The organism is Asanoa ishikariensis (assembly GCF_900107455.1).
Lineage (GTDB): Bacteria > Actinomycetota > Actinomycetes > Mycobacteriales > Micromonosporaceae > Asanoa > Asanoa ishikariensis.
In genome coordinates this window covers 467,636-492,448 of the sequence record NZ_FNQB01000005.1, presented here as the reverse complement: position 1 = coordinate 492,448, position 24,813 = coordinate 467,636, and the positions used below count along the sequence as shown (strand labels likewise).

Sequence of the window (24,813 nt, the reverse complement as noted above, 5' to 3'; positions counted from 1 at the left end):
CTATCTTCCGATGTTCGCAACTCCTATCCCCCGCCTCCGAGTCGCCCGATGTCTCGGGTTACCGCAGTTCTGATGTGAGTAATGAGTTTCAGGAGATCTCGGCAATAGACCGACGGATTGATGAATCCCGTGTCGCGACGATATCGGTGAGTGTAGTTCCCACCACCGCAGACCGTTCGGACCGGGCATTCCTGACACGTTTTGGAGAGCCCATCGACACCGATTTGCCGGGCGATGATCGACGGATTCCACAGAGCGTGTGCCAGCGGGCTGTCCTTTGCGAGTCCGTCGATCCTGGCGGCGTCTGCGAAAACCGATTTCAGGGTGTCGACCTGCTCCAGCGTGCCGTCGGTCTGGATGACAGCGAGACGAATGGGTGATAGCCCCACGGATTCCGACGTTGGATTGCCCCCAATGATCAATTGGATGATGTCCCGAAAGAGGCGCACGCGTGTTTCGAGGCGGGGTGCGTTGTACCAACGGTCGAAGACCGCGATCAGCCAGTCGCCGTATGGCGTCGACTCCGAGTCCGGGCTTCTCGACGGCGGCGGCGCGGACCAGTTGCCGTGTGGCAGCAGAAAGTCCACGCCTGGCGGGTCGAACTCGATGAGAGATTCATAGGTGCCGACCGGGTCGTTGGCCAGGTCAATCGTGCAGAGCAGCCCGGAGAACAGTCGGCGGCGGTCGCCGCTGGTGAGCAGAGCGATCTTGCTGGCCACCTGATCGAAGCTGCCGGATCCATTGCGGAACCGCCGGTGGCGGTCATTCGCCTCGCGCCCGCCGTCCACGCTAATCCCAACGCGCACGTCCCACTCGTCGAAGATCCGCAGATAGCGCTCATCGAGCAGCAGGCCATTGGTCTGCATCCCGATCTTCGTACGGCACGCAGTCGCCACGGTCATGGAGACCTGCCGCAGCAGTCCATCGATGACCTCGTGACCCGCGAGCAGCGGCTCGCCACCATGCAGGACAATGGCGACGCTCGGGACGCCGAATTGCCGCACGTGCTCCTCGATGCGCTTGCAGGCGGCGATGACGACCGGTTTCTGCATGACTTGCGGCTGGCCCCGCCAACCATCGTCGGCCATCTCGTAGATATAGCAGTAGTCACACGAGAGGTTGCACCTGCTGTGAACTTTGAGAATGAACTCGTTAAACGGCTGTGGCTGCCATCCACCTCGCCGCAATGCGCCGACATCCAGGCCGTGGGTCGGCCAGGCCTGGTTTATAGCAGGGCCAATTTGCATAATCCCTCTCCGCAATCCACCCGCAATCTAGCAAGAAAGAGGCTGCCCCGCACGAGATGCCGAGCAGCCCCTTTGCAAGTCGCCCCGCTAGAGGTCGGCATCCAGGAATGAACAGAACCCAAACTTGTTGTCGGCATCCGCGGAGTACTGGCGCTCCAGCGAAGCCCTGAGCGCTGGCGACGCGTCGGCCAGAATTTCTTCGAGGTCCTCGTTGACCAGCTCCGCCAAGGCGCTACCGCCCTGGCCACGTGCGGTTTTTTCCACGCGATCCTCCGTGTTGTACTCAATACCATCGCCCTGTTGGGCATTGGACACATTTCCCAGGTGCCGCTTAATAGCACCGACCCGTGCTACGAATTCACCCGAATGGCCATCGGAACACCAATGATTCTGGCATCTAGATACACATATTCATCACTGGTTGATCATCAGGCATTCTCGACAGGTCGCGTGTGCACGGCGCCGCTCTCGCCCACCTCATCGGGCTCTATAGCCAGCTCGACAGGGCGGCACCATGACCGTACGGTTCTCCCGCTGCGGTCGCCGGCATCCTGCACATCGGCGGCGACGGCGGCACCGCCGAAGGACGCATCGCGGCCGTGACCCGGATGAGCGATGCCCTCGCCCACCGTGGGCCGCACGGCGCCGGATCCCGGTACCAACCTGGCGTGGCACCAGGCCACCGGCGGCTCGCGGTCATTGACCTGGGCGACGCCGGGAACTAGCCAATGACGCGCGACCACCTCCCCACCGTCTACAACGGAGAGACTCACAACGCTCCAAAACTGCGTGGCATGCTGTCCCGCCGGTTCCTGTTCACCACGCGCACCGATACCGTGGTCGTCCTGCGCGCCTGGCAGCAATGGGCGTTGCCGCACTAGACCGGCTCAACGGCATGTACGCATTCGCGATATGGAGTCGACGGCCTCCAAGCACTGACCCCTTGCCGGGACCGCATCGGCATCAAACCGCTCTACTACCCACCTCGACCCCGAAGCGCTGACCTGAGCGTCGAAAATGGCGGCCCTCCTGGCATCCGGGACTGTCGCACCACGCCCTGACTCGACACGCTGACCCGGCACCTGCTGTGGTGGGACCCGGCAACGTCGGGGACGCTCGCGCGTTCCGCTTCCTCGTAGGCGCCGGCGCGGATTTCGTCAAGCTAGGCATCGGCGGCGGGCCGATTTTCTAGATGGCGGCCCGGACCGTGCCGCCACCTCGAATACGTTGGATGGTCCGGGACTCACCGCTACTCGAGGAGATGGGTCGGCCCGCTGCAGGACCGTCAAGACGGCCAGGACTGGTTTCCGCTCGCCGGGCTGGACGCCTACCGGGCCCCGCAACCAGGGTCCGCCTGCCGCGCGGGGCGTCGACGATCCGGACGGCTGATCGACCGGGAGGAGTTCGCCAAGCTCCGCGGTGTCAACCCCATGACCATGACGGGCTACGTCACCAACTCGCTGCCCGATTGGGATCGCGGACAGGACGGTTACCGGCCGCCGCCGACGTCACCGACACCGCGCATCACGGCAGCACCTACAGCTCGCGTCTTTTCCTCGGCGAAACGCAGCAGGTCCCAGCCGGTCCCACGCGAGCTCGCGTGGCGGGACGCAGCCAAGGCGCACACATGAACCCCGTCAACCGTGGCCGGTAGGACTAGTTGGGCGCGTTGCCGAGCACGATCGCCCCGGCCATTCGATTCTCTGCCGTCTCGCGTGCGGCGAGGATTGTCACCTTCGCTTCCTCCGCAGTCATTGCCTTCTCCTCCCCAATCTTGAAACGTGTCCGTAGTCAGCGCTTGCGGGCGCGCTCGCGGCCCAGGATCCACAGTGCTTCGACGCCGTCTTTCCAGGTGATCTTCTTGCCCTCGTCGCGGCCGCGGGCGTGATAGCTGATCGGCACCTCGTACGGCCGGATCTTGCGACGCAGCAACTTCCCGGTCACCTCGGCCTCCATGCCGAAGCCTCGCGACCACACGTCCAACGACCGGTAGAGCGAGACCGGCAACAGCTTGAAACACGTTTCGAGATCGCCGATGTACGAGTTGAACAGCACGTTCGCCGCGGTGGTCACGGCCTTGTTGCCCATCACGTACCAGAAGCTGTACGCGCTGTGACTCCCGAACGTCCGGTTGCCATAGACCACCTTCGCCCGCCCGTCCAACACCGGTTCCAGCAGCTTCGGGATGTCCAACGGGTCGTACTCCAGGTCGGCATCGAGGACGACCGTGTAGTCACCCTCGGCAGAGTCGACCGCGGTCTTGATCGCCGCACCCTTGCCCGCGTTGCGCGTATGCGTGATCACCCGCAACCGGGCGTCATCGGCCGCGTCGAGGATCGCACCGGTGCCGTCCCGGCTGCCGTCGTTGACCACGACAAGCTCGATCTCGCACGGATACTCCACCGCCAGCGCCTGCTTGAGCGCCTCCGCGATGCGTTCTTCCTCGTTGTAGACCGGCATGAGGATCGAGAGCTTCACCGGACCCTCCACCGAGTAGGTGTTGTCGCGACGATCCGATCGGACTGCCCATGGCCCGGTTCTTGCCATACTCTTACCAACCTTCGAGCCGCGGTACCGCGTCCCCTCCGGCGACAACCAGGCGCAGCTTCAGATTGGCCGTTTCCTGCTTCCACTTCCGTTCCTCCGTTGCGTTGACGTGTGTTCGGATGACCCAGACCACTGCGCCCGGACCAGAGCGCTTCGCGTTCTCGGTTGCCGTAACGATCGCGCTTCGGATGGAAATCGCGTCACGGCCGGCTGCCAGCACGATCGACGTGTCGGCGTAGGCGGGCCGCCAACCTGTTCCTAGCTCCGGATCCGGCCGTCGCCCGGGCTTTTCCGGCCAGTAGAAGGCGAAGCCGTAGGCCGCCGCTCCCCCGACCAACACGATGTCGCTCGGACGGCGATGGGTCCAGACGTATCTGACCTGCGTCCGGACATCTTCCGAAGCCGCCGGTATGCGTTCGCCGAGGGCCTTGTCATCGCCGTCGAAGCGGAACCAGGGCGACGTTTGATGTGCGTATCCGCCGACGATGGTGAGCGCGAGCATTGCGGCAAACGCCGCTCCGGGCACGGTTCGGTTGAGCGCTCGGCCTAGCAGTGTGGCCAGATAGGCGACGCCGAGCGCCGCGAACGCGATAACCGTTACGAGCATGAAGTGCGAGGTGCGCGGGTCGAGCAGCGGGTAGAGCCGGGCAACCCCAGCCGCCACCGCAGCGGGCGCCAACATCGCCGCGCCGATGGCGACTGACAGCCGGCCCAACCGGGCAGCGCCGACCACGCCGGCTGCGGCGAACGGCAGCAGAATCTGCCATGGCGCACCCATGATTCGCTCCAATAGCCGCACGCGCTCGGGCAGATAGCCAGGCAGGTCCGCGAGCGGCGGGAAGAAGCTGTTCCAATAATTCGCCATCGCGATATGGCTGCCCTGTTTGGCGAGCCCGAAGTACGCGGCGCCGAACGCCATGACGATCACCAGTCCGGCCACCGACGTCGCGGCAGCGGCTCGCCACTGCTTGCGGACAAGAGCGGTGAGCACCAGTCCGCCCACTGCGCAGCCGCCGACCAACATCGCGGTGTGGCTGACCAGCACTCCGAAGGTGCTAACGCCGATCAGCAACGCCAGCCGGTGGTACGACCATGTCGCCTCGGCGAAGCCGACCATCGCGAGCAGGAGGAGCGCGACGGCCGCATCCGCTGTGTATTGCTTGAGGTCGTGGCGTAGGTGCTGCGCCGGGAGCAAGACGACCGCTAGGCCGGTGGTCAGCCCGGCGGTCACCCGGTGAGCCGTCGACGGCCAGCGCAGTACCGTCGCGACCGCATAGCCGCCCAGCACCGAGACACCGAGGAAAGCCAGCGGCAGCAGCCGCAGTGCGTCAGGGTCCGGGATCAAGCGCAGCAACGCGGTCCAGCCGATCGGCGTCGAACTGGTCACCTCGGGGAGGTCGGTCACCGGGTAGCGGACCGACACCGCGACCCATGCCTCGTCCAGCCAGTAGGGCAGGCGTACGGCCGCCGGAACATCGTGAATGACGAACGTGACGACCAGCAGGGCCGCCGGCCACGGTGCTTCGATCAGCAACCGACTCCATCGGCAACGGGCCAGGGCCAAGCGAGGCGACAGGTTGGGCACGTCCGGCCTCGTGTCGCCAGCTGAAGCGGTTGTGGGTACGGCAACCGTGCTGGGGCCAACCAAGATTTGCTGCTCCTGCTCTGCTTACGGCGGGCCAAGGTCTGCTGTGCCGTCGCTTACTGTTCGATCAAGGGCTCGTGCTGGTCGTCCACGTCGAGGGACGACCAGCACAACCCCGAGATCGCGACATCTCTAGCGTTTTATCGGCGGGAGTAGCCGTTTGGAACAGCGGGCTTCAGCAACTCGAGAGATTCGGTGCTGCGGGGAATCCATTCGTAATCGGTCTGTCTCCGGTAGTCGTTCTCGAAGACAGACCGGACCAGCCGGAAGCTAGCGGTCTCCACCCAAAGGTGATCGACGCCGGCGTAGCCGGTGACGTCGGAATGCTGACGGCGAAGGTGGTAGGTGGCTGTTCCATCGATCGATTCCTCACCGACCATCTCGAGCTCTCCGCGCTCGAGGAGTGACCGCGGAGACTCCGGCTCGTGGGAAGGCCACCCGGCCGGGATCTCCATGTCACGTGTGGCCCAGGTGCGTGCGGTGTGGTCGACGAAGGTATGAAGCAGGGTCACTTTTCCGGGTGAGGCCGCCCGTACGACACTCCAACTTTCCGTGTCACGTACTCGAGGCTTCGACTCGTTGTACCTGCAGCGGAAGTCGCCAGTAACGCGATCCCGCCAACACTCCTCGTAAGTGCCGTAGCGGTTGTCGGTCGTCACGGAATGCTCGATGTCGTCAAGGGCGAGCGCCGCGGTCGCCCGTTCGGTAATCGCGGCGACGGGCAACATCGCCGGCCCGTCGGGCGTTTGGTCTGTTCGCCCATACGTCGGGGACAAGGTAGCGGCGGCGGCAATCGCCAATACGGCAAAGGCGCCGGCAGTGGCGATTGAGCGCGTCCGCCTGCGGCGGTGCTGCCGGACGGCACGCTCCACCAGGCCGCCGGTAGGGCGCAGGCGCTCGGCGCGCGACCGCATCGCGTCTGCCAGTTCTTCTTCCAACCGAGTGGTCATCGGGACACTCCATTCGAAAGGTCTTCCCAAGAGGCGGTGAGCTCACGGAGTCGGGCCAAACCGCGCGAGGTGTTCGACTTGACGGTGCCGACTGCGCAGCCGAGGACTTCGGCGGCCTCGGTCTCAGTGAGCTGCTCGAAATAGCGCAAGACCAGGGCGGCGCGCTGCCTGGCCGGTAGGTCCGCGAGCGCATTCATCAATGCCTCTCGAACCGCGAACCTCTCCGTCCCGTCATCCAACGGTGGGGGGTCGACCGGCACCAGGACCTCTGGTCTACGTCGGCGTCGTCGCCACGAATCGACCGCGAGGTGATACATGGTGCGCCGCAGGTATCCCTCCACGTCGCCGTCAACCCGACGCCAGGACCGCATCACCCGCTCCAGCGCTGCCTGCAACAGATCCTCACCGGCAGCCCGACTACCGGTCAGCAGCACAGCGGTGGCGAACAAAGCCGGCCCCCGGACGGCGACCAGCTCCGTCAGCCCCTCATAATTTCGCACCAGCGAACTCCCCTCGACGCCCAACAAGGACGACGGCGGACCGCGGATAGTTGCATGGATGCCACACCAAATGCGGTCGACGGATTTAACGCACCTGGAAGACGTGTGTCCATCGTCCGGCCTCCGCCTCGGCCGGAACATCTGTGGCGAAGTTTGCGCCGAACGTAGGCGCCCCCCTCATAACGCCGTCACAGAAATGTCACGAACCCAACATCAACTGTCGCGGAGGCGCTGACACTCCACTGATGACAAACGAGGGCATCGCCGCCGCAGATTCCACCGGGAAGGGCCAAGGCTGCGTTGATTTAGCTGATTTCGGTTCGTACTCCCGAACTCGACTGCGTGCCAACCATGCCGGTGTGACCCGTCGTCCTGGAACGAATCCGCCGCACCTCGTAAGCCCACGTACCTCCGCCAGTCACCGGATGGAACTTTCTCCTTCTGACTGAAGTCAGGTAGGTGTCCATGACACAGAAGGAGCGGCGAGTGGCACCTGATGACACCGATTTCGGCGAGTTCGTGGAACTTCGCTACTGCGACCTTCTGCGTATCGCGTACCTGCTGACCGGGTCGGCACACGACGCGGAGGACCTGGTGCAGTCAGCCTCGGTCAAAGTGCTACGCCGCTGGCACAAGATCGACGAGTCCCGTCGCCTACCTGCGCCGCACCATGGCCAACTCGCACATCACCGGGTGGCACCGATGGCGGTCGCGCGAGGTGACCGGGGTCGCGCCGCCCGAGCGCGGCGGCGACGACACGGCGGACCGGGTGGTCCAACGACAAGCCGTGCTCGCCGCGTTACGCCAACTGCCGTCGCGTACGCGAGCGGCCGCGTCGAGGGCGCGAAACCTGACAGCAGCGGCAGCGTCGACGGCCGCGCGACACTGATCGCCTACCCGACCGTCGGCGGTGGGTGGCGCGCCGAGCCGGAGTACTCGTTCGACAGGCCGGCCGCGAACGGCCTCATGAGAAGCGGAGCCGGCGAATGGCTGCCGTCGGATCCGAACAAGTCCTCCGCACTTGTGGCGATCCGCCTGGGCAAAGCGTGTCGGTATTGCTCGTGACACCGCCCGGTGCGACCGACGTTCGCGCGCTCCGCGCTGGCACGACCATCGACACGGCGACGGTCCGAGACGACTCGGCCGTGCTCGACGCACCCACCACGCCCGATGTCGTCTTCGAGGCGCTGGACGCCGCCGATGGCTGGTGCTGGCCACCGCCAAGCCGGCCGCAGCCCAACCGCCAACCCGGACATCGTCGGCTGGTAGCCAGCATCGGTTTGCCATCACCCCATCACCGGTTCCTCACCGCCACGCGGGGCTCATGACGAACTGATGACGACCCTCGTTGTCGACCGCTATGACCGCTGCTAGCTTCCAGCCCGTCAATAGGGAAACAGAAAGGAATTGCTGCGATAAGCAGAGCTCGCCGAATGGTCACCGCCGCGGTTTCTAGGGCCTCGTGCATCGAAACGGGGGACGAGGCCCCAGGCCTTTTCGCCTGGAGACGCTCGAAGGACAATTCGGATCTTCTAGGTCTAAGGCCAACTGAACGCGATCACACGGCGCGAAACCTTCACGATCGCCAGGTCAGCGTTGATCGAATCCCGTTCCTAGGCTTGGCGTGACCCGCCCTCAGCAACGACCGGCGCGATGCCATTGCTCAACGGCCACTGACCTGCACTTTTGGACCGAGTCGCGGCGCCCGTGGGGGCGCGTCTGCTTCGGACCGGCGGGCAGCGGGCGATGCCCACACAGCGATCTCGGTTCAACGGGCCGCCGGCTTTTCGCACCATCGCTCTGGTCTATCTGCTGCGACCCGTGGCGGCGGAAGGTGGCGGCCGGTGAACCGCTGACGGCTGCATGCGACGACCGCCCCATAAGGGAACCTTTCGGCTGCCGTGTTCGTCGCCAGTATGAAGGCCCGAGCACAGGATTGGACGGCGTTGTTGAGTCATCGAGAGCTCATCCATGATCTGTACGTCGCCAGCTACCAGCGGCTGGTGTTACAGCTCTACCCGGTGACCGGCGACCTCGGCGAGGCCCAGGAGGTCGTGCAGGAGGCCTTCGTCAAGCTGCTCGCTGCGCCAAGCCAGGTGTCCACGCTGGGTAACCCGGAGGCATGGCTGCGCACCGCGGCCGTGAACCTCGCCCGCACCCGGCGACGGCGCGGGAAGGTCTTGCAGCGGCTGCTCGGCCGCGCCGGCACCAGGTCGACCGATGTGCCCGGGGCCAGCCCGGACCACGTCGCCTTGATGGCAGCACTACTCACGTTGCCTACTGGGCAGCGCGAGGCGATCGCCTTGCACTACCTCGCCGATCTGCCGATTACCGAGGTGGCCGACCTACTGAAGGTCTCGGCCGGAACGGTGAAGTCACGGCTATCGCGTGGCCGAACTGCATTGTCGCGGCTGCTCAGAGAGTCCGCCCCGGACGACAAGCCCGAAAGAGTGTTCACGTGAGCTCATGGAGGAACGCCGACCATGTCTGAGGTGCACCACCGCTACGACCGTACGGCGGTCTCTGGCCAGATCACCCAGCCGCCCTTCACCGAGCTGGTGGATCGAAGCCGCCGCCGCGCCCATCACATCCGCAATACCCGCCTGGCCATTGTGGCGGCGTTCCTCGTATTGACCCCCGGGGTGCTGTTGGCCCTACCCGGTGGGAACGCACCGAATTCCCCGGTGGCCCTTCCGACAACGTCTCCGCCGGCGTGGAACGCCTTCGAAATCACGGTCGAGTTCTTCGACATTCGTTATGGCGTAGCGCAGTACCCGGGCCAGTCCTGTGGCGGGGGGTGGATCTCGGTCACGCAGGACGGAGGGAAAACATGGAGCAAGCTACGCGCGCTTCCCAGAATCCCAGACCCGTCCAATCAACCTGAGGATGGCAGTGATGGCGACGCTGGCTGCGTGAGGACCGCCGTAGTGTTGGCCGCTCCAGACACGCTCGTAATCCCAGTGACCTACCCACAGTCTGGCCCGGATGGAGGGTCAGCCTTCATCAGTCACGACAGCGGCCAGTCGTGGCAAATGTATCAACCGCGGGTCAGGGCCGCGGTCTCGGTGCCGGACGGGATCGTCCCGCAGTGGCGCTGCGACGAGCGACCATGCAAGGAGGAGGGGCTCGGCTGGTACGACCCCGGGGCAGGCGACTGGATGGTTCTGAGGAACCAACCCCCGTGGGTAGAGCTGGTAGGTGTGTCGGTGGCGTTCGACGGCAGCATGTGGGTCCTCGGCTCCGGACGTGACGGTTCCGGCGAGTTCCAGCTCGCGGTCAGCCGCGACCGAGGCCGTAGCTGGGTGGACCGAACCCCGACCGTAGATATCGACTGGCTCGCCCACGCGGGCTTGGTCACCGCGTACGACGGCAACACCGCCTACCTCTTTCCGATGAGCGACACCGCAAAGTCAGACCCGTTTTCGCTGTACCGCACCACCGATGGCGGTAAGACCTGGCACCCTCAGATGGCCGCGCAACAGTTCAAAGACGTCGTGTTCGTGTGGGCCAACCGCCAAGGCGGACTGAGCGTTGCGGACCTGAAACGTAACCAGTACCTGACCACGGACGGCGGCAACTCGTTCGCACCTACCACAATGCCTGTGTGGGGGGCATCCCCCATCACCGGCGGCCTCCAAGGTTGGCCGATCGACGTCGCCGCAGCAGACCCCGTCGACCTGTACCTCAGCGAAGACGGCCTGTCATGGCAGCCGGTGGAGATTCCCTACTACCAGCGGTCCCAATGTCGCGTCGGAAGCACCGAAATTTTGCCTGAGTCGTTCGTGGCGTGCGGGAGCGCACGCCGGCGGTGATGAGGAGGATGGCACGCAGGCCTGACGTCGAAATCGATGGCGAGTTCATCGACGGACGGGCCTTGACGTACCGGCGTTACAACCATTCGCGGCACCGAATCGGCGGGGCGTCTGCCGTGGGTCCGTCACCAACAGATCAGCACGCGCTGGCTGCGTCACACCGCCCCACCTCAGTGGAACGCAGCGACGGTCAGGCCATTGCCCGCGCGTCTCCGGTCGCGCCGTCACCATCTTCGGTGCCGGACAGGTCACGGTCGCGGCGGTCCAACTGACGACCGTCGTCTGACCCTGGCCGATCGAGGCTGAGGATCAGGCTGTAGTCCCGGAAGCCCAACGCGCGCCAGAACGCAAGACCGCGCTCGTTGTGCACCAGGGCGTCGAGCTTGATCGGCTTGTCATCCCAGGAGTCGAGCAGCACCGCGAAGCCGGCCCGACCTAGGCCTTCGCGGCGATGGTCGCGGCTGAGGAAGAACTGCCGCACGTAGATGCCGTCCTCGTCATCACGCCAGACGGCGTACGCGACCGACAGCCCATCGCGTTCGACGAGCGCGACGGCGTACTGGTCGCCGGCAATCCAGCGCCGCATCCGCGCTTCGAGGTCGGCGGTGGTGGCCGTGCTGTGGTGGCGCTGGTCCTCGATGAGATGCCTGTTCATCGCCGCGAGTAGAGGCGCGTCGGCCGCGGTGGCCAGGCGGACGGCGAGCGCGGTCATGCCGCAGCCCGAGAGGCGAAGCCCGGGTGGCTCACGCCGTTCAGCACGGTCTCGATCGCTGCCGGACGGCTGGTCATGGCGGCGCTCGCGAGGTTGAGGCCCATCGGTGAGCGCCCGGCCCGGCCGCGGAGTCCGACGGCCGGGCAGTTGGCGTGGAACGACCCAACCTTGCAGGTCCCCTGAGGAGGCGATCGGTGTGAGCGGCACGCCGGCCGATCGGGTCGTTCCACGACGTTCACTATTCCGTTATTGCCAGGACTTTGCAATAACCATGATGATGCAGGAGCAACGTACACCCCTCGAACCTCGGAGTGCCCTGTGATCCGCCGCGTCTGGCTGGCTCGTGCCCTTGCCCATCGCCCGGGCTACCTGCTCTGCGACGAGGCGACCGCGATGCTCGACGCCTCCACCCATGCCCACGTCGCCGGGGTCCTCACCGAGTACCAACGGGCCAGCGGCGCGGGCACCCTCGTCAGCCACGACCACGCACTGCTCACCCGATGGGCCGACCGCGTCGTGCAACTCCCACGGATCCGGGAACGCCGCCATGCCGCGACTCCTGCCTGACACCGCACCCCAGCGTCTGCTCGCCGCGTCCAACTTCGTCTACACGGTCGGCAGCGGCCTGTACCTGACCGCCGGAGTCCTGTACTTCACCCAGGCGCTGCACCTGCCCGCCACTCAGGTGGGTGCCGGACTCGCGATCGCCGGCTCCCTCGCGCTGGCCGTCGGGATCGGCGCCGGCCACCTCGCCGACCGGCACGGCGCCCGCGGCGTCTACGCCGTCACCCTCGCCGTCCAGGCCCTCGCCACCGCCGCCTTCGTGCTCGTACACGACTTCTGGCCGTTCGTCCTCGCCGTCAGCGCCGCTGCCGGGGCGAAAGCAGCCGGCCTGGCCGCCCGCAGCCCACTCATCCGGCACTACGGCGGCGACCGACCGCAGGAGTTCCGCGCCTACCTGCGCAGCGTGACCAACGTCGGCATCTCGCTCGGCGCCCTAGGCGCGGGTTGGACCGTCCAGGTCGGCACGCTCACCGCGTACCACCTCATGATTCTCGGCAACGCGATCGCGTTCGTCATCTCCGCCGTCATCCTCGTCGCCCTGCCCGCGGTCGCTCCGGAGCCGGCCGCTCCCGGCCCACGCTGGCTGGCCCTCAGCGACTGGCCCTACCTCGTGCTGACCGCGATCGACGGCGTCATGGCGATCCAGTTCAAGGTGCTCACCGTCCTCATCCCGCTGTGGGTGGTCACGGCGACGACCGCACCGGCCTGGACCATCTCCGGCACCATGCTCGTCTGCACCCTCATGGTGGTCTCCTTCCAGGTCCGCGCCAGCCGCGGCATCGACTCGCCAGCCGCCGGAGGACGGGCATATCGACGGTCCGGAGTCGCGTTCCTCGCCTCCTGCTCGCTGATCGCCCTCACCGGAGCCACATCCGCCTGGGCGGCCGTGACGCTGCTGCTCGTCGCGGCGGTCATCCACACGATCGGCGAGCTCTGGCACGCCGCCGCCGGATTCGAGATCTCCTTCGCCCTGGCCCCGATCCACGCCACCGGGCAGTACCTGGGCGTATTCGGCCTCGGCGCCGGCCTGGCCGACGCATTCGGACCCGCTCTCCTGATCGCCCTCTGCATCACCTGGGGCACACCCGGCTGGTTCGTCGCCGGCGCCATGTTCGCTCTGACCGGACTGTTGGCACCGCCCGCCATCCGCTGGGCACAACGACACCCCACGATGGTCGGCAGCGCTGGCACGCCGCCAGCCCGTCCCGTGGCGTCGTAAGGCATCAACGGCGAGTGGGGCGGACAAGTGTGACAGTGAGCGAGGCGGAACTTCCGCTGCGCGCCGTCGCCAGCTACACCCTCGTACTCGTTGTTCACGTTCACCCGACCCAACGACTTGGCCGAGGGCATCGCCAGGTTTGTCGAGGAGCCGACCTCCAGCCGACCGCTGGTGACATCTTCCGCCGGTCCAGCGGCCGGCCACGACGAAGCGCCGCCCTGATCGAGGAGCAGCGCCGCGCTTTCGGCGTCGTCACGCGAAGGTAGTCACCCTCGAGTCAGAACTGGCTCTATGACGGGCGGCCGGTTGACGACGATGCCTACCAGCTCATCGACGTCAGAAACGCCCACCCGGACCGCGCCACATTCCAAGTAACTGCTGACGGGGGAACCAGAAAACCAGAGCGCGAACAGATTGCCGGGCGTGGAATAGGCGAGGGTGCTCGTTGCGTCCGTATCGCGCTTAGCAGATTCCTTGTAATCAGGGGTGTTCTTCCATTCCCACAGGCCCAGGTCAAAGACCGGTGACAGCGGATCCGGTTTTGTCGGAGCGTCTTTGACCGACCGATCGACGTGCTGGGGGAGATCGACGATCACAAGCGCGTACAGCGCCCCCGAGTCGGGGTCCACCTTGAGCTCCACGTAACCGCCGTCGTCGCCCCTGACGTACAGGTAGAGCGGACCGCCGCGCAGGCTGACCGCCCATGACACGGTGAGCGGAATCCAAGGGTCAGCCGAAGCTGTGGCTCCCGGGCACGCCACGCCGTTCAGCACCTTGAACATCGGATCACCCTACCGGTCGTCCATGAATGAGCGCCGGGAGGACGTCGGTGGGACGCTGCCTGAACTCGAGTCTTCGTTGCAGGTCAGCACCGCCCATCCAGCTCCGAGACGGGCGGCGTCGGTGTCCAACCGATGATGAGCTGATGACGAACGGGAGGCGGCGCAAACCACCATGACAGTCGGCGTACAAGTCGCGCACTTGGGGCTTGTGCGATTGGCAGCGATGAGCGGCCGGTCTGGTTCCTTAGGTATTTCGGCGTCCTGCTTGCACGGCTCGCTGGCACACCGGTCGAAGCCGTCGCTCCGAGCGGCCTGATCGGTTGGAGAGGTCGCTGACTAAGCGGATTGACGTCTTGGCGTGGCGGGTTACGGAGTCGGAGGCACAGCTGCGTCGAATTCGGGAGGTGGTCGTCGAGTTGCCGGTGGAGGGCGGGCGTCATTCGACAGGAAGTTGTAAGTGGCGGTGAGGTCAATCTTCTCGCTTACAATTTTCACTTCAGAGGAGGAACTGCAAGGTAAAGAACTGGTGAGTGGGCCATGCAATGTTCGTTCATTCGGCCAGCATGACCGAGAAGTGTAGCAATGTCAGCAGGTGCGGGGGCGCACCTGCTGATGACCGTTCGTTATGAGGGGAGTGAATTTAATGGGTCGACTCAAGAGGCGGTGCTTGCAAGCCGTTTCCGGGATGCTGTTCGCGCTCGCCGTGGTGGCCACCACGGCCGTGCCCGCCCAAGCGGTCAAGTGGTACCCGTGGGATGGCGGCGGTTGCGGCACATTTTTCACGTACATTTGCGACGTGCAGTACACCGGTAGCTGGCCAACTGGCCAGGTACGCGGGGTGGGTCAGAGAAACGTGCACCAAGTCGCGCTGCAATCCAAGCCCGACGGCGGGTCCTGGGTTACCGTCGCCTCAACCTATCCGATAAACAATGGTGGTACCTTCATCACGCCTGCCGTCCCTGCGGGAAAATTCAACTATTACCGCAGCTGCTTCAGGCTTATATCAAGCGGGCCACTGTGGTGTTCGAAAAACGGTGGGATCTACCTCGGTGATTAGCGATCACTGCCTGCTCGACCAGCTACGAGCCGGATGGCTGGATCGACTACAGCCCCAACGGCGCTAACTGACATGTAGGGGCTCGGCACGAGCATTCACGGGCATACCGAGCCTTTCGCTTCGGCACTCTGGTCGCCCGGCACGCGGATAGCGAATCGCAAGCAGGCCAGGTCCAGGCTGGAGGGCGCAGTGAAACCGGTCCTCGTCGGCGCTCAGCGGCGGCGAGGACCGGGTCCACCACACCGCCAATGCGAGGCGCATAGCGCGACCGTTCCGGCCGAGCCAACGACCGCAAGCGGCTCTGTTCAGAACCGTGGGCGCCTGTGGCGCCTCTTTCCTAGGTCCCTCTCCCCTGCCGGGGATCACCGGGCGCCGCGCAGACCAGGGAGGCGACGTGCCGCGTCGGCCAGGTCTACGCCGAGCTCAACCGCTATCCAGCGTCTCGCACGATGGCGAAGAGTCGATAGTCGCCGAACCTGTTGCGACGATCCCTATGGGCGACCGTGGTGTGCCTGGCCGGCTGCTAGCGCCTGCTGCCGTACCCAGTTGTCGAACTCTCAGCGTGGTCGGTTGCCGGGCCCCTGATCGTTCTGCTGCACGGCTTTCCGGAGTTCTGGTACGGCTGGCGGTCGCAGATTCAGTCGCTCGCGGCGGCCGGATTCCGAGTCGTCGCACCCGACATGCGCGGCTACAAACCTCTCGTCTCGGGCTGACGGCGTCGACGCGTACGAGATTGACAAGCTGGCGGGGGACATCCGCGGCCTCGTCCACGAGCGCGGCGCCGACTCCGCGCTGCTCGTCGGTCACGACTGGGGCGGCACCGTTGCCTGGGCCACCGCGATGAATCAGCGTTTGCTTGTGTCCGAGGGCAGCCTTCCAACCAGACCCTCCGCGCCGACGAGCACCGGGAGGCACGTGGGCAAACCGAGTCCTGCGATACCCGACGACCATCCAGCAACTGACGCACCGTTCACCACGTGGATGGACACCAGCGACATCGGAGACCAGGCCAGGCCGACTCTGCCATCGTGACTACGCAGACCGCTGAGCCGCAGTGCGCCAAGGCAACGTGGCGTCGTGTTGGTGGCAGTACTCGACCGTTGGCACGTGTCCATCGGCGCCGTCAACCGCAGTCGCGCGGCCACGGCGACGCGCGGCCGATCGTGGTTGCCACCGCTGCCGGTCATATCTGCGGCGCCAAGGTCGGCCTCCTTCGCAAACACGACCGGCGGCGGGGCGGCGGATGCGCCCGTAGTCGTCAGGACCGCTGATAGTAGGGAATCTCGACTGGCTGCCAGGTGACTCCGTCGTCGCTGAGGTACATGTCGACGGGATCCGCCGCGGCGACGTCGATCGGCCAACCTTGGAGGCCTCCCGTTATATGCGTCGCCCCCCACACAGGCGATGTGATGTCGGCAAACGTATTGCCGCCGTCCATGCTCAGGTGCTGATGGTGAGTCAGGTCCGCGATGTTCAGTGCGCCCTGGCGGTTCGTCCACACGAACACGACGTCTTTGAACTCCTGCGCGGCTGGCGCCGGTAGCCAGGTCTTGCCGCCATCGGTGGTGCGGTACAGGGAAAACGGATCAGGCTGCGTGGTGTCCATCATCGGGTAGAGGTAGGCGGTGCTTCCGTCGAATGCGGTGAGGGAGCCCGCGCGTGCCAACCAGTCGATGTCTTCCTTCGGGGTTCGGTCCAGCCAGGTTCGACCTCGGTCGTGACTGACCGCCAGCTGGAATTGTCCGGAGCCGTCGGGGCCGGAGCCGTCCACCCAGATGCTGTCGTCGAACGCCCCCGTGACGCTGATGTAGTTAGCACCTGGGGGTTGGTTCTTCAGGACCATCCAGTCACCGGTCACCGGGTCGTACCAGCCGAGCCCCTCCTCCTTGCAGCGTTGCTCGTCACAGCGCCACCGAGGGATCACACCGGCCGGCACCGAGTCGGCGACCCGTACCTGTGGTTGATACTCCCGCCAATTCCTTCCCCTGTCGTGGCTGATGTAGGCCGGCCCACCGGCCAGCTGTGACTGCCGCATCGTGGCCGCCATCACCAGCGTGTCCGGGGCAGTCAGCATCGCCGCCGGCCTCATGCAGGCGGGCTCCCCGGGTGTGGCCGTCCGGGCGGACAAGTCGGGGATCTTCGGATGCGCGCGCAGCTCGCTCCAGGTCTTTCCGCCATCCTGCGTGACCGAGAGCCACCCCTCGCCACAGGACTCGCCCGGGTACTGCGCGACGCCGAAGTGGGTGTCGTAAAACTCGATCATGATATCGAAGGAGCTCCACGCTCGTACAGATGGCGATGGAGCTGCCACTGGCGTATTCGGCGCGCTCCCACCCGGCAGGGCCAGCAAAGGCCCGGCGGTCAGCAGCGAGAGCACGGCCACACCGGCCAGCCGAGCTTTCCGGGCGCGGCGAGCGCGGTGCTGGCTCCGGTCTACCAGCTCGGCGAACGGCGGTGCGGTGACCCGGGCGGCCACCGCCGTGCGGTCGTAGTAATCGTTCACGTCAGACATGACGGGCGCTCCTGCGTGGGTTCGAGTGGGTGCGTTCAAGGTCGTCGTTGGTGGGATGCTCGCCGAGCAGGCCGACTAGCGCTGTGCGGCCGCGGGACAGCCGTGACTTGACCGTGCCGACCGAGACCTGGAGCAGTTCGGCAACCTCGGTGATCGGAAGGTCCGCGAGGTAGTGCAGGGCGATCGCCTCACGCTGCCCGGCCGGCAGCGCGCGCAACGCCGACATCAGCGCGACGTGGTCTGGGCTGGCGCCCGGCACGTCGGTTGACCCGGCGCCGACCCGTCCGAGTAGCCGTTGCAAAACCCTTCCGCGCCGTCGCCGGGTCCGGGTGAGGTTTACGGCCACGGTGCGCAACCAGGCCTCCGGATTGCTCAACCCGGACAGCTGGCTTGGCGCGGCGAGCAACTTGACGAACGCCTCCTGAACGACCTCCTGGGCCTCGCCAAGTTCGCCAGTCACCGGGTAGAGCTGCAACACCAGCCGCTGGTAGCTAGCGAGATACAACTCGCGGATACCCTCTCGATGGCTCAAAGACGCCTTCCAATCATGTGCTCGGGGCCTCTATGGTGGCGACGAACACGGCCGCCCAAAGGTTCCAACCTCGCGCGAGGCTCGAGATCAGTTCGCTTAAGTCCTGGCCGACATCAGGCGACCTACCTCCGCAGTCGCGCCGTCCCTACAGCTTCAGCGGCGTGGTCCACCGTGGTGACTGCCGCCGCAAAATGGAGGGTGGGCACCCACCCCACGGCGTCGCCTACTTCAGGTGCCGCCACCTGCGATTGCCCGGCCCGGCAAACACGATCGACCGCCCTCGCACTATCAATACGCGCGGGGACGTACTCGTCCCACCTCTGGATACCTGGCTCGTCCACGAGCCTCACCCTGCCCAGCGGGCACGCACTGCCTGAGCCGATCGCAGTGCGGATGCCGTCATCCCGAGCCCCGCATCGGCGCCGAGTGGGGCACCGCAGCCGAGCTTGAGCACGATCACCTCACTCCGCGACGCGAACCTGCCTCGTCTTGGCGGACGGCGCCCCCGCGCTGCTGGATCCCGTCGTTGCCGCCACATCTCGTGGTCGGGCCGGAACGACTCCTTCCTGGCTGTGCCCTGTCTCTACCGCGCCTGCCTCACACCGTCCCGTCGTTGGAGGCGTCACCAACGCCAAGCGATCGGTTGCTGCCGGTGAGGGGATGTGCCTCGCCGGTCAGCTGGCTAAGGGCCGCGGCCACTTCGTGAATTTCGGCTTGGACGTAGGTCAACGTGGTGCCTGCGTTGCGTGGCTGTACGTGCCCTGCGAAAGCGCGCGCGACGGCGTAGCCGCAGTGTCGCTCGACCCAGGTGAGGGTGGTGTGTCGAAGCCAGTGGGTGCTGACCTGCTGGGTGCGCACCCACGGGAGTTCGGCGCCGACGCGCTGCCACAGGTGGTCGTAACGGCGGGATGTTAACGGCCGGTTGTCGCGGTAGCGCAGGAGCCGACCGGTCAGATCGTGGCGGCCACGTTCGCTGTGATGACTATTCAGGCTTCCCATGAGTGTTGGGGAGATGGGTTGCCAGCGTGACGTGCCGCCCTTCTCTCGTAGGTTGATGAGGCAGAGTTCGGGGTCGAGGTCTTGAGGACGCAGGGCGAGGGCTCCGCCGCGGCGGCAGGCGGTCTCGACGTGCAGGCGTAGTAGTAGGCAGTCGAGTTCGGGATCGTTGCCCGTCGCGGCGGCGGCCTCGCGGATGGCAGAGAGCTGGGTGTCGGTGAGGGCTCGTCGGGTGCTGGCCAGCCGGCGTGGTTTGGCCACCTTGGCGGCCGGGTTGTCAGCCTCGTGAAGCAAGCCGTCGAGGACCGCATGCCGGTACAGGCATCGCAGGGCGGAGATCAGGTGTTCGGCCGCGGTGCGGCCTCCGCGAGCGTTGCGGCGCACGACAGCGTCGGCGCGGATTTCCTCAGCGAGTTGCTTGATCTCTAAAGGGGTGGGCTCGGTGATACGACGGTGTCCCCACCGTTGGCAGATCCGTTTCCAGTAGGGGCCGTAGACCCGGCGGCTGCCCGGCGAGACTGCCTCCCACAGCCGTGGGACGTACTCGTCGAAAGTCGCAGTGGCAGCCGACGTCATCGTCGCCGTGCCCTCGATGAGCTGCTCAGGTGTGATTCCGAGCTCCTCGAGCAACCCGAGCACCATCCCGAGGTGCCGTTGATGCCGGTCGGTGGCCCCGGTCATGTCGGACCGCGCTTGGTCGACGTGGACGAGCGGAAGGTGATGAGGAGGTCGTCAAGCACCCACATCGGTAACACGAGCACCTCGGCGCGCTCCTTGTTCGGCACTACGAGCACCCGGCTACCGACCTCCACCTTGCACCGCCGGCGAATACGCAGCGGAAGCCGGAGATAGCCGCGCGAGTTGATCCGCCCGTCACCGCCGGGCTGAACGATTGCGACCGGACCGGGATCGACCGAGAAGCTGATCGGCGCCCCTGGAAACCAGGCCATGACACGCATCGGCAATCGATCGGCGAGTCGGCCGTCACGATCAACCGAGGTGATGACGCTGAGCGAGTCCGCACCACGCGTTCGATCGCGCGTCAGCAAGGCCGGTAGCCCAGGCCAGCCGGCACCGACGGACTGTGGCACGAGCGCGGGTCGGCGACCCAGCGAAGAAGCCGAGTCGGCCAGAACGGCGGGTCGCCTTGACGGGTCGAGTGAGACGGAAAGATCGTCCGTCGACTCGCCTGCGGAAGGTCTGGGGCAATGACGTGACGCGCCTCGTTGTGGGCCGCTCCCGATGTCGTCCGGCTGGTTCGGAAGGCGCCGCGCTGCAACGGGTACGTCGATTTGGTCGTGGTCGCGCGTCTGCGCTGCGGGCAGATGATGAGAGTCAGTCATCGTCGTGTGGCTCCCCCGCCCTACTGGCCGTGTTCGCAGCAACTAAGTGCCCAACGGGCTGGCCTTGCGCGACGAGTCCGGTGGTCATCGCACCCAACAACAACCCAACAGTCCTTTGTCGACCAGATCCGCGAAGTCCATTGTCGCCAGACCGCAACCACTGGTCGGCTTCGAACCAGGTCTGCAAGAGGTCCAGAACCTGCGCAATCGGACGCCGTCCATCGCGTCCGACCAGGTCGACGTCGACTATGAGGGGTTCGGGAGCGGGCCGTGGCCGCTCGGGCGCAACCCTAACCATCATCGTCTCGGGACTCGTTGGTGTCTCCTCGGATCTCATTGACGTCGAGTTCGTTTGCGGTATCGGCTACCTTGCGTGCGGGCGGCTTGGCCGGGGTCGCGTGCTGCGACGCGCCACCCCGGTTGCCAGTTGACCTGCGGCTAGGCACGCCGATCGAGGTTGCTGAAGACCAAGAGGTCGACGTGGTGAGTCGGACCGTGGTCGCTGGAAGACCACTCGTGCCGTGCCGCTTCCGCCTCGGCTGGTGTGGCGTTGTAGAGATACTCGTCCCTGCCGCTGGGGCCGGTGACAGCGACGATCTGCAGGACGTGGGTCAGGCCCGCGGCACGGGCGGCCGGCAGGAGCTCGTCGATGTGCGCGGCATACGTGGTGCCAGGAGTCCCTGGTGCTGCGGAACTGACGGTGGCGAGCACGCACGTGCCGGCTCCCATCATGAGCCTGCACGCGGCGAACAGGTAGCCGATTGTGGGTTGCGTACTCACGCGTCGTGGTGGCCAGCGCAGGACGATGAGGCTGACAGGTTCAGCTTGGCTGTCGAGGTCGGCGACGGTGCTCGGATCGGTGATGGACAGGTAGGTGCGAGCGGCGTCGATGCTGGCGCCCTTCAGCTGTGGGTCGTCATCGAGGTCGATGACCGCGTCACCGCGTCGGGTGTAGACGAGGATGAGTCGCTGGGCCAGCCGCGACTCGAGGCTTCTGGCCGGCGCGGTGGCGGGTCCGGTCTCGTCGCGGTTGTCGAGCCGCCATACGGCGATGGGGACTTCGCCGCCAATCATGGCCGCCTCGTGCCGTTGTGGTGCGTCGTGAGTGGACTGGGGCGAGCATGCCGCGCCGTTAGGCGTCGGGTCGAGTAGAGCAGTCATGGGCGGGTGGCTCCCGCGCCGACCGGCCGTGTTCGCGTCTACGAATGGCCTCGCCAGTGTGGTCGAGAGCATTACCGGCCGTGGCATGCCGCCAACAGCGGCCAACAGCAGCCCGTGCCTGTTGGTGTTGTTACCCAACAGTAGGAGCGTGGTCATCCAACAGCATTTCGGGTTCGTACTCGATAGCCTTCGGTGTTGGCCAACACGAACCGGGGTGCGCTGTTGGCTGCTCAACAGCTGGCGTCTGTGATGTCGGACGCCGCTGTGGTCGGTCTCGCGGCGACGGATGCGGCCAGCCGGCCGACGCCGGGGTCAGGAGTCAACGCGGTGGGCGTTCGCGACGCGGACGCGTAGCTCGCCAGAGTCTTGGGCGCCCTCCAGGTCTGGTTCAGCGCGGTCGAGCTGGTATGCGGCCCCTGGGTACAGCGGGGCGGCCAGGGCGAGCCGGAAGTTCCTCAATGGCGGTAATTCGGCGCGCCCCAGATCACCTGGATCAGTGGCATCGGCGGCGGCCCGACCGTGACGTGCGCGACGAACACTGCGTTGCTGGCAGGCGCTTGAGCTGCGCGCGGGTGGGGCGCGGTGTGGTCAGGGTTTAAGTGCGCGGGGACAGTCTGATCAGTGTGCTCCGCAGCACGCTGGTGGCGGTGCCCCGACGCCCCGTGGTCGAGGGTGCGTCTATCCCCGGAGCTTTGAAGCCAACAGCGTCCAACAGGCTCGTGAGCTGCCTTGTTTGGTCGGCCGGTTGGATGGGTCGACCACCGTGTTCGTGTTGGCCGTTGGGTGGACATGGCCTTGACCAGGCCCAACAGGCACTGGCGCCGTTGTGTGTGATCTTGGGCTGTCGGGCGGAGGTGCGCGGATAGAGGCCTCGCACCGCCGTCACAGCGCGGTGCCCAAGCGCCTGGTAGGTATGCCATGTCTGCTCGATCCTGGCCGTCGTCGCCGCTGGCGGCGGCGGGCCGTGCGTTCACCCTGCTGGTCCAGCCACCCACCCCCATCGGATTCGATGGACGCGGGTTCGACGGTCTGCCGGACGAGATCCTGCCCTTGGAACAGCTCCGCGCGCTGCTGTTGGCGCCGCAGACCAACGTGGAGGTCCGCGACGCGGTGTGGCGTGAGCTGGTTATCCGCGCTCGCAGGGATGGCCCGGCCTGGGTCGTGGCCGCGGTCGGTATCGCTCTGCCCGGCCTGCGGCACATCGCCGGACTGCTCGCAGCTGGGTGGCGCGGGGACACCCGTGACATGGATGCCGAGCTGTTGGTCGGGTTTCTCAGCCGTCTCAAGACCATCGACCTAGAGCCACCCCGGGTGGTCGGCCGTCTCATTGACGCTGGCCTACGTGCAGCCCGCAGGTCCCGCGACGCCGACTCCGACACCCACCTCGTCCACACCGGGGCGACCGGGCCGACCGCGCCTATCCAGCCGTGGGATCACCCGGACCTGGTCCTCGCGCGTGCGGTCGCGGCCGGTGTCATCGACGCCGACGAAGCGCATCTGATCGCCGCGACGCGCCTGGAGGACGCCACGCTCGCCCAGGCAGCGGCACGCGTCGGTATCACCGCCGGCCTGGCCTCGTCGTGGCGGCTGAAAGCCGAACGCCGGCTGCGGGACGCGATCCGCGACGGCGATTTGGCGTTCGTATCGCTACGGCCCCGTTCGCGGCGACGTCGACGCGGCGACGCGACCCAACCACGGGTCGCCGCGACGCAGCAGCCCGTCGCCGACGCCCCACTGCGCAAGACCGCTGCCTCACAGCGCGTCGCTCCCGCCGATGACACGACGCGACCGTGTGTCGCCGCGACCCAACAGCGCAAGACAGCCAGCCCACCGCGGGCGGCGGCCGCGAGCGCGACCCAACAACGACGGACTGTTGGGTCGATGTTGGGTGCCGCCGCAGCGCCGGAGGTCGTGTTGGCCGCCCAACAGACGGCCTTCGTGGGCAAGACATCGGACCGAGAAGCGGCCGGTGTCGGCGCCCCGGGGATCGGGGCAGGGCCGGCCTGAGTGGCCGTGTTCGCACCCGATCACCCACGGCTGGAAGGAGCGATGCTCCCACGGCCCGCCCCGGTTCCCGGTGGCGCACCTCAACCCCAATTCGAGCCCCGCACGCGGGGCGGGAGGTGCCCACCATGATCCGCCGCAACCTCTACCGCATCACCACTGTCACGGTCGTGTCTCTGGCGGCCGTGGCCGGCGCGACCCCGGCGTACGCGGCCAAGCCGCAGCTCCTGGCCGCCTACCCACTACCGGTGATCATCAGCAACATCACCGCCTGGATCATCGGGCTGCTCGTCGGCGTCGCGACCCTTTTCCTGACCATCGGCGGGTTGCGCCGCATGGCCGCCGGCGGAGACCCGACCGAGATCGAGAAGGCCAACTCCAACCTCAAGAACGCCCTCATCGGCTACGCACTTGCCATCCTCGCGCCGATCCTGCTCGCGATCGTGCACGGCACACTCGGCATCGTCGTGATTCAGGCGTTTGCCTTGCACACCACGCTGGCGGTCTTTCTCAGCCCGCAGAGCAACCTGCGTGTCCTCGGGCTGCCGATTCCCAACGGTGAACCCAACACCGTGCTGAATCTGCTAATCGTCATCTGCCTGCTGTGGGGAGTAGTCAAGATCCCCGGGATGATGCGCCGCTACGTCACCCAAAGCCGCCCGAGCGCAATGGGCACGATCCTTCGGGTCGTGCTCGTGCAACAGCTGACCCGTGGGATCTCGCGTGCGTTCGGCTCCGGTCGTGGCGCGGCGCGGGCTGCCGGCCGGGCCGGCGGTGGCGCGGGAGGGGCCAGCCGGCCGTGGCCGGTGAGATCCGGTGGCATGGGCCGATCCCTTTCCGTGGCGAGGACCGCGTCAGCGGTTAGGCCAACGCAGGCTGACAATCCGATCCGTCGAGCGGTACGGCCGTACACCCGCGAGGAAATCGTCGGCGGGGTCGATCTGTATACGCCAGTGGCGAAGCGGCAAGCGCCGCCTGTCACCCGCTCGTCACGACCGCCAATACGCGCTGCAGGTGTCGAACCGCGGCCGCCGCGGTCCGGTCCGCCGGTGTCGGTGTCTCCTGACATCACTCCGGCGACCGCAATCCCCCGCACCCGACCGGTTCGCAAGCCGGTCACCGGCCCGTGGAACCGACGTCCCAACAAGGACTGACTCATTAGTCCGCAACCTCCCCACCGTTCACGGCGCCAGCTGCCACACGCGCCGTGGACGACTACCTACCGATCCG

The 24,813-nt window shown here is 66.3% G+C and carries 22 protein-coding genes; 9 read left to right on the top strand and 13 right to left on the bottom strand.

The window, feature by feature from the left end:
- Nucleotides 1-23: 23 nt before the first annotated feature.
- Both BLV39_RS39125 and BLV39_RS43430 read right to left on the bottom strand, forming a co-directional pair.
- Nucleotides 24-1,247 (bottom strand): FxsB family cyclophane-forming radical SAM/SPASM peptide maturase, encoded by a 1,224-nt coding sequence (locus tag BLV39_RS39125; RefSeq protein WP_090803863.1) that lies wholly within the window; start codon nucleotides 1,245-1,247, stop codon nucleotides 24-26.
- An 87-nt stretch (nucleotides 1,248-1,334) separates the two neighbouring features.
- The gene (locus BLV39_RS43430) at nucleotides 1,335-1,511 is read right to left on the bottom strand and encodes a hypothetical protein (protein WP_176985314.1); all 177 of its coding nucleotides are present in this window, start codon (nucleotides 1,509-1,511) and stop codon (nucleotides 1,335-1,337) included.
- Between the two features lie 464 nt (nucleotides 1,512-1,975).
- On the opposite strand from BLV39_RS43430, the gene BLV39_RS42705 reads away from it, so the two are divergent.
- A complete protein-coding gene (locus BLV39_RS42705) occupies nucleotides 1,976-2,128 on the top strand; it encodes a hypothetical protein (RefSeq protein ID WP_143050094.1) in 153 nt (50 codons plus the stop codon).
- Between the two features lie 910 nt (nucleotides 2,129-3,038).
- On the opposite strand, the gene BLV39_RS39120 is transcribed toward BLV39_RS42705, so the two are convergent.
- The 4 genes from BLV39_RS39120 to BLV39_RS39105 form a co-directional block, all read right to left on the bottom strand.
- Entirely contained in the window at nucleotides 3,039-3,725 is a 687-nt protein-coding gene (locus BLV39_RS39120; RefSeq protein ID WP_090804155.1) for a glycosyltransferase family 2 protein, read from the bottom strand.
- A 73-nt stretch (nucleotides 3,726-3,798) separates the two neighbouring features.
- Nucleotides 3,799-5,328 (bottom strand): hypothetical protein, encoded by a 1,530-nt coding sequence (locus BLV39_RS39115; RefSeq protein ID WP_090803860.1) that lies wholly within the window; start codon nucleotides 5,326-5,328, stop codon nucleotides 3,799-3,801.
- Nucleotides 5,329-5,579: 251 nt separating this feature from the next.
- A complete protein-coding gene (locus BLV39_RS39110) occupies nucleotides 5,580-6,389 on the bottom strand; it encodes a hypothetical protein (RefSeq protein WP_090803858.1) in 810 nt (269 codons plus the stop codon).
- Nucleotides 6,386-6,916 (bottom strand): SigE family RNA polymerase sigma factor, encoded by a 531-nt coding sequence (locus BLV39_RS39105; protein ID WP_239084043.1) that lies wholly within the window; start codon nucleotides 6,914-6,916, stop codon nucleotides 6,386-6,388. The genes BLV39_RS39110 and BLV39_RS39105 overlap by 4 nt, the downstream gene beginning before the upstream one ends.
- 459 nt (nucleotides 6,917-7,375) lie before the next feature.
- Here BLV39_RS39105 and BLV39_RS39100 point away from each other — a divergent pair, with 459 nt between their 5' ends.
- The 3 genes from BLV39_RS39100 to BLV39_RS39085 all read left to right on the top strand — a co-directional run bounded on the left by BLV39_RS39100 (nucleotide 7,376) and on the right by BLV39_RS39085 (nucleotide 10,701).
- Complete coding sequence (locus BLV39_RS39100) at nucleotides 7,376-7,954, top strand: RNA polymerase sigma factor (RefSeq protein WP_176985312.1); 579 nt, start codon at nucleotides 7,376-7,378, stop codon at nucleotides 7,952-7,954.
- Between the two features lie 836 nt (nucleotides 7,955-8,790).
- Complete coding sequence (locus tag BLV39_RS39090) at nucleotides 8,791-9,351, top strand: RNA polymerase sigma factor (protein WP_239084042.1); 561 nt, start codon at nucleotides 8,791-8,793, stop codon at nucleotides 9,349-9,351.
- A 21-nt stretch (nucleotides 9,352-9,372) separates the two neighbouring features.
- Nucleotides 9,373-10,701, top strand: coding sequence for a sialidase family protein (locus tag BLV39_RS39085; protein WP_090803850.1), 1,329 nt, complete (start codon nucleotides 9,373-9,375; stop codon nucleotides 10,699-10,701).
- A gap of 190 nt (nucleotides 10,702-10,891) precedes the next feature.
- On the opposite strand, the gene BLV39_RS39080 is transcribed toward BLV39_RS39085, so the two are convergent.
- Nucleotides 10,892-11,413 (bottom strand): GNAT family N-acetyltransferase, encoded by a 522-nt coding sequence (locus tag BLV39_RS39080; RefSeq protein ID WP_090803847.1) that lies wholly within the window; start codon nucleotides 11,411-11,413, stop codon nucleotides 10,892-10,894.
- 318 nt (nucleotides 11,414-11,731) lie between these two features.
- Between BLV39_RS39080 and BLV39_RS39075 the strand changes: the two genes are divergently transcribed.
- Both BLV39_RS39075 and BLV39_RS39070 read left to right on the top strand, forming a co-directional pair.
- Nucleotides 11,732-11,980, top strand: a complete 249-nt coding sequence (locus BLV39_RS39075; RefSeq protein WP_239084041.1) for an ATP-binding cassette domain-containing protein — start codon at nucleotides 11,732-11,734, stop codon at nucleotides 11,978-11,980.
- Nucleotides 11,961-13,196 (top strand): MFS transporter, encoded by a 1,236-nt coding sequence (locus BLV39_RS39070; protein WP_090803844.1) that lies wholly within the window; start codon nucleotides 11,961-11,963, stop codon nucleotides 13,194-13,196. The genes BLV39_RS39075 and BLV39_RS39070 overlap by 20 nt, the downstream gene beginning before the upstream one ends.
- A gap of 266 nt (nucleotides 13,197-13,462) precedes the next feature.
- Here BLV39_RS39070 and BLV39_RS39065 read toward each other — a convergent pair whose 3' ends face one another.
- On the bottom strand, nucleotides 13,463-13,978 hold the full coding sequence (locus BLV39_RS39065) for a hypothetical protein (RefSeq protein WP_090803841.1): 516 nt from the start codon (nucleotides 13,976-13,978) through the stop codon (nucleotides 13,463-13,465).
- A 1,587-nt stretch (nucleotides 13,979-15,565) separates the two neighbouring features.
- On the opposite strand from BLV39_RS39065, the gene BLV39_RS45235 reads away from it, so the two are divergent.
- The gene (locus BLV39_RS45235) at nucleotides 15,566-15,748 is read left to right on the top strand and encodes an alpha/beta fold hydrolase (RefSeq protein ID WP_373315433.1); all 183 of its coding nucleotides are present in this window, start codon (nucleotides 15,566-15,568) and stop codon (nucleotides 15,746-15,748) included.
- Between the two features lie 545 nt (nucleotides 15,749-16,293).
- Here the strand turns inward: BLV39_RS45235 and BLV39_RS39055 are convergent.
- The 5 genes from BLV39_RS39055 to BLV39_RS39035 form a co-directional block, all read right to left on the bottom strand.
- Nucleotides 16,294-17,547, bottom strand: coding sequence for a sialidase family protein (locus tag BLV39_RS39055; protein WP_143050092.1), 1,254 nt, complete (start codon nucleotides 17,545-17,547; stop codon nucleotides 16,294-16,296).
- Nucleotides 17,540-18,052: an RNA polymerase sigma factor gene (locus tag BLV39_RS39050; protein WP_239084040.1), complete on the bottom strand. Its 513-nt coding sequence runs from the start codon at nucleotides 18,050-18,052 to the stop codon at nucleotides 17,540-17,542. The genes BLV39_RS39055 and BLV39_RS39050 overlap by 8 nt, the downstream gene beginning before the upstream one ends.
- Nucleotides 18,053-18,676: 624 nt before the next feature.
- Nucleotides 18,677-19,756 (bottom strand): tyrosine-type recombinase/integrase, encoded by a 1,080-nt coding sequence (locus BLV39_RS39045; protein WP_239084039.1) that lies wholly within the window; start codon nucleotides 19,754-19,756, stop codon nucleotides 18,677-18,679.
- Nucleotides 19,753-20,124 (bottom strand): hypothetical protein, encoded by a 372-nt coding sequence (locus BLV39_RS39040; protein ID WP_143050091.1) that lies wholly within the window; start codon nucleotides 20,122-20,124, stop codon nucleotides 19,753-19,755. Before BLV39_RS39040 ends, BLV39_RS39045 begins: the two co-directional genes overlap by 4 nt.
- A gap of 732 nt (nucleotides 20,125-20,856) precedes the next feature.
- Complete coding sequence (locus BLV39_RS39035; protein ID WP_090803832.1) at nucleotides 20,857-21,492, bottom strand: hypothetical protein; 636 nt, start codon at nucleotides 21,490-21,492, stop codon at nucleotides 20,857-20,859.
- A 1,005-nt stretch (nucleotides 21,493-22,497) separates the two neighbouring features.
- Between BLV39_RS39035 and BLV39_RS39030 the strand changes: the two genes are divergently transcribed.
- The gene (locus BLV39_RS39030; protein ID WP_090803829.1) at nucleotides 22,498-23,586 is read left to right on the top strand and encodes a hypothetical protein; all 1,089 of its coding nucleotides are present in this window, start codon (nucleotides 22,498-22,500) and stop codon (nucleotides 23,584-23,586) included.
- 125 nt (nucleotides 23,587-23,711) lie between these two features.
- Nucleotides 23,712-24,737: a pilin gene (locus BLV39_RS43425; RefSeq protein WP_176985311.1), complete on the top strand. Its 1,026-nt coding sequence runs from the start codon at nucleotides 23,712-23,714 to the stop codon at nucleotides 24,735-24,737.
- Nucleotides 24,738-24,813 lie beyond the last annotated feature (76 nt).